Origin of the sequence: Phormidium sp. FACHB-1136 (genome assembly GCF_014697375.1) — a bacterium.
GTDB lineage: Bacteria > Cyanobacteriota > Cyanobacteriia > Phormidesmidales > Phormidesmidaceae > Nodosilinea.
In genome coordinates this window covers 1-10,417 of sequence record NZ_JACJRS010000138.1, presented here as the reverse complement: position 1 = coordinate 10,417, position 10,417 = coordinate 1, and the positions used below count along the sequence as shown (strand labels likewise).

At 51.8% G+C, this 10,417-nt stretch carries 10 protein-coding genes; all 10 read left to right on the top strand.

Features of this window, described 5'->3' with window-relative positions:
• Positions 1 to 92: 92 nt before the first annotated feature.
• Positions 93 to 632, top strand: a complete 540-nt coding sequence (locus H6G62_RS24375) for a type IV pilin-like G/H family protein (RefSeq protein ID WP_190500049.1) — start codon at positions 93 to 95, stop codon at positions 630 to 632.
• A gap of 22 nt (positions 633 to 654) precedes the next feature.
• Entirely contained in the window at positions 655 to 1,971 is a 1,317-nt protein-coding gene (locus H6G62_RS24370; protein ID WP_190500046.1) for a hypothetical protein, read from the top strand.
• Positions 1,972 to 2,156: 185 nt separating this feature from the next.
• A complete protein-coding gene (locus H6G62_RS24365; protein WP_190500045.1) occupies positions 2,157 to 5,384 on the top strand; it encodes a DUF499 domain-containing protein in 3,228 nt (1,075 codons plus the stop codon).
• A 65-nt stretch (positions 5,385 to 5,449) separates the two neighbouring features.
• The gene (locus tag H6G62_RS24360; RefSeq protein WP_190500043.1) at positions 5,450 to 5,860 is read left to right on the top strand and encodes a four helix bundle protein; all 411 of its coding nucleotides are present in this window, start codon (positions 5,450 to 5,452) and stop codon (positions 5,858 to 5,860) included.
• A gap of 57 nt (positions 5,861 to 5,917) precedes the next feature.
• Positions 5,918 to 6,346: a hypothetical protein gene (locus H6G62_RS24355; protein WP_190500041.1), complete on the top strand. Its 429-nt coding sequence runs from the start codon at positions 5,918 to 5,920 to the stop codon at positions 6,344 to 6,346.
• Positions 6,347 to 6,349: 3 nt separating this feature from the next.
• Positions 6,350 to 6,688, top strand: a complete 339-nt coding sequence (locus H6G62_RS24350; protein ID WP_190500039.1) for a DUF6883 domain-containing protein — start codon at positions 6,350 to 6,352, stop codon at positions 6,686 to 6,688.
• 13 nt (positions 6,689 to 6,701) lie between these two features.
• The gene (locus H6G62_RS24345; protein WP_190500037.1) at positions 6,702 to 6,953 is read left to right on the top strand and encodes a DUF4926 domain-containing protein; all 252 of its coding nucleotides are present in this window, start codon (positions 6,702 to 6,704) and stop codon (positions 6,951 to 6,953) included.
• A gap of 33 nt (positions 6,954 to 6,986) precedes the next feature.
• The gene (locus tag H6G62_RS24340; RefSeq protein WP_190500035.1) at positions 6,987 to 7,370 is read left to right on the top strand and encodes a hypothetical protein; all 384 of its coding nucleotides are present in this window, start codon (positions 6,987 to 6,989) and stop codon (positions 7,368 to 7,370) included.
• Between the two features lie 4 nt (positions 7,371 to 7,374).
• The gene (locus tag H6G62_RS28700; RefSeq protein ID WP_347239421.1) at positions 7,375 to 8,286 is read left to right on the top strand and encodes an O-acetyl-ADP-ribose deacetylase; all 912 of its coding nucleotides are present in this window, start codon (positions 7,375 to 7,377) and stop codon (positions 8,284 to 8,286) included.
• 152 nt (positions 8,287 to 8,438) lie between these two features.
• Positions 8,439 to 10,417: DUF1156 domain-containing protein (locus tag H6G62_RS24330; protein WP_190500033.1), on the top strand; the 1,979-nt coding region annotated here is incomplete at its 3' end.

The window sequence follows — 10,417 nt, the reverse complement described above, 5'->3', positions numbered from 1 at the left end:
TGCTTCTGAAGCTCTTGCTTTTCCTCTGACGTTAGATAGTTTCTGACTCCCATGGCTTATTCCAGAATTTTAATGTATTATACGCAGTTTAGATGACTAACAGCTTAGGTACAGGAATGATCGTCCTAGCTGCTTATCTTCGCAAGAGAAGACTCGATAAACAGGCTTTTCTGTCACTGATCACTCCTGTCTTAGCTGCTGTGATCTTTTTTATTTTTAGTATACCCTACTATGCTTATGATTCACAACGACAATCTCGTCGGGCAGATGAATCTGAAGCCATGACGTATATGGGCGCAATCAACCGAGGCCAGCAAGCTTTTAGGTTGGAAAACGACACCTTCGCAGAGAGTATTGATCAGCTTGACTTAGGTCTTCGTTCTCAAACCGAAGATTATGAATACGAGATAACGATTTCAGATGATGATATGACGGCGGTGACAGCCGTTCCTAAAAACGGAAGTCGTAGCAGTTTTGTAGGAGCAGTTTTTGTTGTTGGAGATGGAAATGAAATAGGTACCACTCGATCTATCGCGTGTAAAAGTGATCAGCCCTCCCAATCAGCACCATCATTACCATCCATGACTGAAGGTGGCCAGATACAGTGTGCCTCAGGCTCCTCTGAGAATTAACTCAATCAAAAGGTTATGTACTATGTCTGCGCATCAACTCGACATTATTTCTCAAGCACAGCAAGGTAATCCTAGAGCACTTTCGGATCTTCTCAATCGAGCACTGTCCCCTAAAAATATAAAAACTAGGGCAAAGCTCACTCAAAATCGATTAACTATTTTTGCGGAGGGACATGAAATCCCCAGCCAAGAGTCTTTAGTTGGCGTCATCAAGCGAGGCATCAGCGATCTAGGCGTTGATTGCTTAGTCAGCATAAAAATCTATGGTAAAAATGCTAATTCAAACGAGGAAGGTTGGGTTGATGAAATCTTTCTAAAAGATGCTCCTGATCAGCAAAGCGCTTCTATACCCCAGTCAAAATCTAATGGATTTGACTGGGATAAAATACGGCAACAAGTTCTTAAATCGAGTCAGACTGGAATACTTCATGCCCGTAAATTGGTATCTGACAAGCGATTTATCATTGGATCAGTTGCATTTGTACTATTAGCACTACTCACGACAGGTGGAATCATTGGGTTTGATATTGCCAAAACCCGTATTAATGATGGCAAAGCCATGGCAGAGGCTCAAGCCCTAGTTGCTGAAGCTAATGTCTCTAATGCTGCGGGTTTAGAGGCGCTAAACACGGCGTCTGAGAAACTCAGAGAGGCGAGGGAGATTTTACGAGGCATAGAAGATACTCGCGGCTCTCGCTATGCTGCTGCTCAGGCCGAGCTAGCCCAGGTACGCGAATCTCTAAGTACTGTGGAGAGCCGCATTGAAGCGGAGGAATCCGCCGTCTCCAACTGGCAAGAAGGGCAAACGCTAGCTCGACAGGCTATTCAATATGTGAATAGTCCTCCCTATCCGCTGGAGGAATGGCAGAAAGCTAAGGATGACTTAAGCAATGCCATCGCCATGATTGGGTCTATTCCCCAGGGTAGTGTCTATGCCGATCAGGCCAGGGCAGCCTTAGTTGAGTATCGAGAGAAGCTTGCCTGGATCGAGCAGGGCATGACCAATGAACAAACAGCTATGGATGTGTTGGCGACGGGTGATACCCTCGCCCGCCAAGCCTATGACTCTACAAATGGCAAATATCGATTCCAGGCATCGGAATTAACCCAGGCAAAATCACTTTGGCAGAAAGCGATTGAGCACACCAAAACAGTACCTCCTACCAGTAATGCCTATCGCCAAATCTCAGATCGCATTAGCCTTTACACGACTAATATCAACAAAATCGATGATGGCATCAGAGAAGTCAACGATTGTTGGTCACAATCCTATGCCAGCGAGAGCTTCTGCAATTCCGTCTACCTCTCGCTCTCGAATCCATCCTCTAGCCTGAGATGACTTGTAGAACGGCCCAGCTTAATTAGCCTTCCCGTGCTGGGCGGCTACCCCCCCCACCTAGCGACCTAACCATAACGGAGTGGCAACGGATATATGAGCTAAATGTGGGGATCTGACAGGTATCTAGGGCATCCTTAGAAGGAGTCTCAGATCCCCCTTTTTGCTTCAGCGTTGTTGACTTTGCCATGCTGCTATCTGTCTTTGATACCTGTGTTCCCAGAGATGAAATCCGATCTGGGGATCTTTCCCTGGATTTATTTGCCGCCAAGCTGCGGCCTGTGGTGGAAGGGAAGGCTCCCCGGATTTACCAGCAGCCTGATCTGTTCCTGGCCAATACGTTTCCGACCGATGGCCTGAAGACGCTGATTACCGAGGTGTTTGGGCGATTGACGGGGCAGCTCATTGGCTCTCCGGTGATTCGGCTAGAGACTAGCTTTGGGGGTGGTAAAACCCACGATGAGATTGCCCTGTGGCACCTGGCCAAACACGGACGGCAGATCGACGGATTAAACCGCTTTGTGGATGACCTGTCGCTGATTCCAGATCGTCCCATTCAGGTGGCGGCGATAGATGGGCGTGACCTTGACCCAGAGAGCGGGGTCTATCACCCGGAAACGGGCATCACCACCTATACCCTGTGGGGGGAGATGGCCTACCAAATTGGCGGCATTGAGGGCTACCAACTGCTGCGGGGGGCCGACGAAAACCGCATTAGCCCCGGCACATCGGTGATTGACCGTTTGGTGGGCAAAGAGCCAACCCTGATTATTCTGGACGAGATTGCCCGTCACCTGCGGGCGGCCAAGGCCAAAACCGTGGGGCAGAGTACCTTGGCGGAGCAGGTGGTGGCCTTTTTGTTCTCGCTGATGGATCAGGCGGCGTCCTGCAACAACCTGGTGTTTGTCTATTCCCTAGCCTCCGAGTCCGATACCTTTGCCAAGGAAACGGCAGAGATGCAGCAGGAGTTGATGCGGGCCTCGGCGCGGCAGGAGCGGGTGCTGAGTCCTAGTACCGACATTGAGATCTACAACATCGTGCGCCAGCGGTTGTTTAGCAGCATCAGCGCCGAGGCGGCGGAGAAGTCGGCGGAAGAGTACCTCCAGGCGTTTCGAGCCAGCCGAGTGAACCTGCCCGACGGCTGTAAGGATGCCACCTACGCCCAGGCCATTGAAAATAGCTATCCCTTCCACCCCGAACTGTTTAACCTGCTGACTAAGAAGATTGCCTCGATTCCTGAATTTCAGCGTACTAGGGGAGCGCTGCGGCTGTTTGCGCGGCTGGTGCGTTACTTGTGGCAACACCAAGATACTCGGATGCCGATGATCCATCCTCACCATCTGCCTGTAGGGATGGAAGAAGAAATCACCAGCGACCTCACCTCACGGCTTCAGCGGCCCCAGATGCGTCTCCCCATTGCAGCCGACATTTATAACCCCAATGGTCGAGAGGCCCATGCCCAACTACAAGACCAAGAATGGCTAAGCGCGGGCAAGCCCCCCTTTTCCACCTGGGTGGGGCGCACGGTGTTTATCCATTCCCTCACCCAAGGAATTTCATCGGGGATTCGGCGGGCCGAGTTGAACCTATCGCTACTCACCCCAGGGCTAGACATTGGCTTTGTGGATCGTGCCCTGGAGCGGCTGAGTGGTGTGGCTTGGTACCTGGATGTAGACCCGATTACCTCCATTGCCCGGTTCAAGGAAGAGCCTTCCATTAACAAAATCATTGCCGAGGAGAAGGAGCAGATTGGCCTGACCGAGGCCAAGGAAGAACTGCGGACCCGACGCGATACCATCTTTGCCACCAAGTTCTTTCAACTGGTGTCTAGCCCCGACGGTGCCCACGATGTGGATGACGATCCCAGCACCCTGGCCCTGTGTGTGATTGACTTCAACGAGGCCAAGATTAGCCGCTCCACCGATGGCCCACCGCCGCTCGTCGAGCAAATCTTTAATAACACGGGCGAGTCGGGCAAGTTCCGTACCTTCCGTAATCGGCTCCTGTTCTTGCTGGTCAATGACCAAGAGCTAGACCGGGCGATCGACATTACCCGCGAATACAAGGCGGTGCGGGCCATTCTGCGGAGCCAACACCGCATGGATGACCTGTCTCAAAGTCAGCAAGACCAAATCAAACAAAAGGAAGGAGAGCTGGATCTGGCGGTACGTATCGCCCTCACCAACGCCTACCGCCACCTGTTCTACCCCATGAACGACCCAGTCAAAGCGCCCAAGGGGTTGATGCACTATCCCCTACCTGCCCAGGATGCCAGTACCGTTAAGGGCAACCGCAACCAGCAGGATGTGGTGCTGAAGGCCTTGAAGGACTGCGCCAAGGTGCGGGGAGAAGACGCAGCGGCCTATGCCCCCGCCTACCTTCTGCAAAAGGTGTGGCCACCGGGCATTGACCACTGGACAACCAAGGCATTGCGGGAGCAGTTTGCCAAAGACCTCAGCCTGAATATTTTGCTCGATGCCGAGGTGGCCAAGCTGCGGGACACCCTTCGGCGTGGGGTGCAGGAGGGCCAGTGGGATATGAAGGTGGGCGAACGGCTTTATATCAAAGCAGACAGCCCCCTTTCCCTGCCGGATACCATCGAGTTTTCTGACCGGATGGAACTCTATCGGCGGGGTATCCTCAAGCCACCGGATCCGAGGGTGATTGAGCTAGATGCCCAGGTGTTGGCTGGGGGTGGAGAGGAACGCACAGCCCAGGTGCGCTGGCGAGCTAAAGAAGCGTTGAAGGTCAGTCTGTACCAGGACGGGAATCTCATTCAGCGCGAGTTTCTCCCGTCAGATTCCTACGAAGCTCAAATTACCCGCACCACTCAGTTTCGTCTGGTGGCCGACTATGGCGACGGCGAAGTGGCTGAGGCAAGCTGTAACGCTGTCATTGCTGCCTCGCCGGGTGGGGGTACGACCAATGGTAAAGAGGGTCAAGGAAGCTATGGTAGAGGCTTGCTACTCGATAAGCCCACCGAGAAAGATGATCTAGAAGGTAGCCCCAGCAAGGTGTTCAATGACCTCACCGATTGGACTACCGACAAGCAAGTTCGTGTCATCACTGAAATGACCCTAACTGTTGCCGACATAACGGACTACCGCAAGATGGGCACCACCCTGCCGCTGCTGGTGCGTTATCCGCTAGAGGTAGATCAGTTCATTACCATCCAGACGGGACAGCAGTTTATCCGGCTGGAGTACCAGGGCGATGTGAAGGGCTTTCAGAGCTTCTTCAGTACCATCAATGGCTTGCTCAACCAGCCCAATGTGCAAGCCAGCCTGAATCTGACTCTCAAATTCAGGTTTGCCCCACCGATAGCCCCCAATAGCCCAGACCTAAAAGCCTTGCAGCAGGCGCTAAGCCGTAACCCGGTAGAGCGGATGAATCTCCATGTCCGAGTGGCGTATTGAGACGCGGGGAGGGGGAGAAACGGGGACGCGGAGAGGGGAAGATAGGGAGATAGGGGGAGAGGGCGATGGGGAGTATTCGGACGTTTAAGGAATTGAGGGTTTGGCAGGGGGCGATGGCGGTGGCGATGGAGATTTTTGAGTTGACGAAACGCTTTCCCATAGAAGAGCGGTATTCTTTGACTGACCAGATTCGCCGTTCCTCCAGGTCGGTTGCGGCCAATATTTCGGAAGGATGGCGGAAACGACGATACCCTGCCGCCTTTGTCAGCAAGCTTAGTGATGCAGAAAGCGAAGCGGCTGAAACCCAAACCTGGCTAGAAATCGCCCGACGCTGTCAATATTTGACGGATGCCCAGGCCGAACGCCTAGACCAACAATGTGAAGAAATCCTGAGTCAGCTTGTTGTTATGATCTCCAAGCCAGAACAATGGGCCATCCGCCCCACCCCCTCACCCAAACCCACCCACCATCCCTAACAGGCTCCCCTCTTCGCGTCCCCCTCTCTCCGCGTCTCCCCTTCCCCCATCTCGACCATGCAAGAGTTCCAACTTCGCGTCGTCCCCCTGAGCAACAACGACTTTGCCCTGGAGCTGTACCAGTGTGCCTATAAAAAGGCGGGGGAGAAGAAGCGCCCAGCGGCTAAGCGAGTGGGGCGGCTGAAGGGGGCACCCCTCGTTCAGGCGCGGCAGGCCATTTACCAAGCCCTGAAGGCCAACAACTATGACCCCAAGACCCTCAGCCACAAGCGGCAGGCTCCCTATGTGTTGAGTGAGGAGTCGGGGGTGAATTTGGCTTTGCTGTTCCAGGCGTTGCAGCCCTTATCGAAGCCGGAGCGAATCGCCAATGTGACCGAGGGCATTACGGCCATGAGTAATGAGGAGGCGCACTACTGGTTTGGTAAAGTGAGCAATGGCAAGAAGCGTCCAGCCCTGAAGGCCATGCGGGTTCTGTTGGGGGATTAGACGTTGAAGCTACCCTATGGAGATGCGGCTGATCCGGAGCAGATTGTAGAGAAACTAGAGACCTATGCCCTGGACGTTAACCACTCTAGTGGGAAACACAAGGCTAGATTGTTTCGGTCAAAATTAGGAATTACCCTGGACAATAAGACCATGCTGGTTGAAGCGCTGCTTGTGGCGGCGGCGACCGAACCCGCATTTCTCACAACGTCTGACCTATATGGACAACGCTACGTGATCGATTTCTCGATGACGACAGCGGTTGGAACTTCAATGGTACGGAGTGCTTGGATTATTCAGCCCGGTAAGGCTTATCCACGACTGACCAGTGTTTATCCGATTTAAGGAAGGAGGCGCTATGGAAACGATTCATCTCCATGACATGGTGGCCCTGATGGAAGATACTCCGGCACAGCGTTTTCCCTTTGGCGGGCAGATTCTACTGCGGCGAGGGCAGGTGGGTACGGTGGTGGAAGAGCTAGGCGATGGCGGGGCCTTTGAAATTGAGTTCTCTCGTCCTGACGGCCAAGCCTATGCCATGGTGGCGATTAGGGCGGAACAACTTTTGCCCTTGTATTACGAGCCTGTGGAGCTGGCTGCTGCAAGCTGATCGAGACTCTACTTAACAAAGGTGGTCTGAGGGATGAAACTTGCTGATCTAGATGCCCATACGTTAGAGGCCATTAAGGCAGTTCGGTGGGATCGCATCATCGAAAAACATGAGGGGCCATATACCTGGGCCTCGACCCTGGAATGGTATGACCCAGAATTTATGATGATTGAGGGTCGGGCCGTGTTGCTGCCTGTGGAGCAATCCCGCCACGGCAACATCACGATTCTCCGCACGATCTGGAGTGCAGACGGCCACTCTCTGACGCTATTTTTGAAGGACACCACCTACGGCGACGACTGGTTTATGAGTGGGTATATGGCCGTGTGTGACCGCATGGCCGATCACGATTTTTATCTGGCGATTCTCTACCATGAGTGGTTCATTATTGAGCCACCGATTACCCTGAAGGTTTAAACCCATGATTACCCCTGATGGATTAGATCGCATTCTTGCGTTTATGCCAATGTTTGAGCGCCCACCCAGCAGTCTGTATGAGGTGCGTCCAGATTTGAGCATGATGGATCCCTATATTTACTCTCCAGAATTTACCCAGTTCATACAGGCACTTTACCGTGAGAACTTAGTGATTGATTTCAACTGGGTTGCCTGGAAAGATGAGGCTAACAGATACTTTGAGAATCCAACAGAGCTTGAGTCAGCCGATTTAGAGACTCTCCAGAAATTGATCACAACCCATGTCCGTGCGGATCGGTTCAATAGTGGGCATCTGGCCCAGATGGTTGAGAATGGACAGATATTGGCAATTCTAAAGCGCTTAGCAATGATTCGCGGACAGATGGAAGATTGTGGCGCAGATATAAAACAGCGAATTCAAGTTATCCAAGGCGATATTACGCATCAGCAGGTCGATGCAATCGTCAACGCCGCCAACGAGTCGCTGTTGGGCGGAGGTGGCGTGGATGGCGCTATCCACCGGGCGGCGGGGCCTGAACTGTTGGCAGAATGCCGAGCCCTGGGAGGGTGCCCTACGGGAGAGGCCAAAATTACGCAGGGGTATGATCTGCCTGCCCAATGGGTCATTCACACGGTGGGGCCGATCTGGCAGGGTGGGCACCGAGGTGAGGATGAACGGTTAGCCGATTGTTACCGGAATAGCCTAGCTCTGGCTGTTGCCCACAACATTCGTACCCTTGCCTTTCCTGCTATCAGCACAGGGGTCTATGGGTTCCCGCTAGAGCGGGCTACAGGCATTGCCCTGGCTGAAGTAAAGGCTTTTCTGAGCCGCTCAGATGCGGTGGAAGCGGTTAGATTTGTCTGCTTTGGCAACGAGGCTTATCAGATTTATCACGCCATGCTCTCGACGCTGTAAGCAAACAAGGGGTAAGGCGCTAGCCAAGCCAGCCTTGACCTTTTAGGTGGTTCCAGGCCAGGGTGAGGGGCCAGGGCTGTTAAGCAATATCTGCTAAGGCGGAGCAGATTTTCTTTGCTTCGTACAATGGGATGAGCCATGGAGCTTCAAGCATGACCGAACCAACGCCCAAACCCACTCGCCCTGCCGTCTTTATCGAAAAAATCTTCCCGGTGACGCTGCTGAACCAGCAGGTGTATTACGAGCATGGGGGCAACCCGTTTAAGGGGCTGCATCGGTGGTATTCGCGCAAGCCGTTGTCGTTTAGTCGGGCGAGTGTGTTGGGGTCGCTGTTGCCGGATACGGTGACGGTGGAGGAGTTTGAGTATTTGCTGGGGTTGGATCGGGCGAGGCCGGAGGAGCATGAGCTACACCGAATGCAGCGCTGGGGCCGAACGAAGCTCTACAAGACGCCGCCCAGCCCGGAGCGGATTAAGCAGGTGCATGATCTGTGTGAGCAGACCTGGGGCACGCGCACACCGACGGTGCTGGATGCGTTTGCGGGGGGTGGCAGTATTCCGTTTGAGGCGGTGCGGTATGGGCTGAATGTGCTGGCGAGCGACCTAAACCCGGTGGCGGTGGTGACGATGAAGGCGGCGATGGAGTACCCGCTAAAGTTTGGGCCAGATTTGCAGCATGAGATTGATAAGTGGGTGAAGTGGGTTGGCGATGAGGCAGAAAAGCGGTTAGCGGAGTTTTTTCCGTCGCAGGAGGGGGAGACGGTTCAGAACTATTTGTGGGCGCATACGGTGGTGTGTCCGAGTTGTGAATCAGTGGTGCCGTTGAGTCCGAATTGGTGGCTGTATAAGCGACCGGAAAAGCAGAATTTGCATAAGTGGTGTGCGGTAAGGCCAATCCCTAATTTGGCAGAGAAGCGAGTGGATTTTGAGTTAGTAAAGGGAGCAAAAGGCAAAGGATCCACTATTCAAACAGGACAAGATGCATACGATCCGAATTCTACAGTCACACTGAGAGAAGGAGAGGGGAAATGTCCTAATTGTGATGAATTAATTGACGAAAAAGTTATTTGTTCACAAGCAAAGTCAGAAGGATTTGGATTTCAGCTATATGCGATTTATATCCGAGACGAAAAAGGAGACATAAATTTTAGACTCCCTTTTGCCAGGGATTTTGAGGCGTTTGAAAAGGCTTCCGAGGATTTAGGTTATCTTCGCCTTGATCCTGTTTTCTCATTATCTATCCCAAGTTCTAAAGTTTTTGCAGGCGACAAAACAGATGAATTACTAAATAGAGGGATTGACTATTGGGACAAAATCTTTAATCCTCGTCAACTTTTAACAGTCTCAACTTATCATTTCTTGATTCAAGGTATAAAAGAAAAGATAATAACAAGTTATCAAAGTGATCATGCAAGTGCGATTCTCATATATTTGGCATTTATCTTAGATCAGTGTATTGACAAGAATTGCCGCCTTACCAATTATGATTCAAGCAGAGCTAATGTAGCAAGAGCAACAGCTCAACATGCCTTTGGCTTTATGTGGAATTATCCAGAAGTGTCTGGAGCAGGAAGATTATGGAATTCATGTGCTAAGAAGGTTTTTGGCAATTTTCAAAGCCTTTGCTCCTACTTGGGAAAAACAAATAAACAATTGCTTTCATCCGATGAAGTAATGCCTGAAAATCTAGTTTTTAGTTGCTCTCCTGCTAGTAGCTTATTTTCTATTACTGATTTATCGGTAGATGCGGTTGTGACAGATCCTCCTTACTATAAAACCATTCAATATGCTGAACTGTCTGATTTCTTTTATGTTTGGCAAAAAGGCATATTAAGTGATATTTTTCCTGATTTTTTTTGGATGGAATTAACTGATAAAAATCAGGAAGCGGTTACTAATATTTCCCGTTTTCGAAATATGAACGGAAATCCAGAAGAACTTGCTGACCGCGACTACGAAGCCAAAATGGCTCTCGCCTTTGCCGAATACTTCCGCGTCCTCCGCGACGACGGCGTGATGACCGTCCAGTTCAACCACAAAGACTCCGGTGCCTGGGACGTGTTGGCCAAATCCCTCATCGACGCAGGCTTTGAAATCACCGCCAGTTGGGCCGTTAGCACCGAAAACCCGCA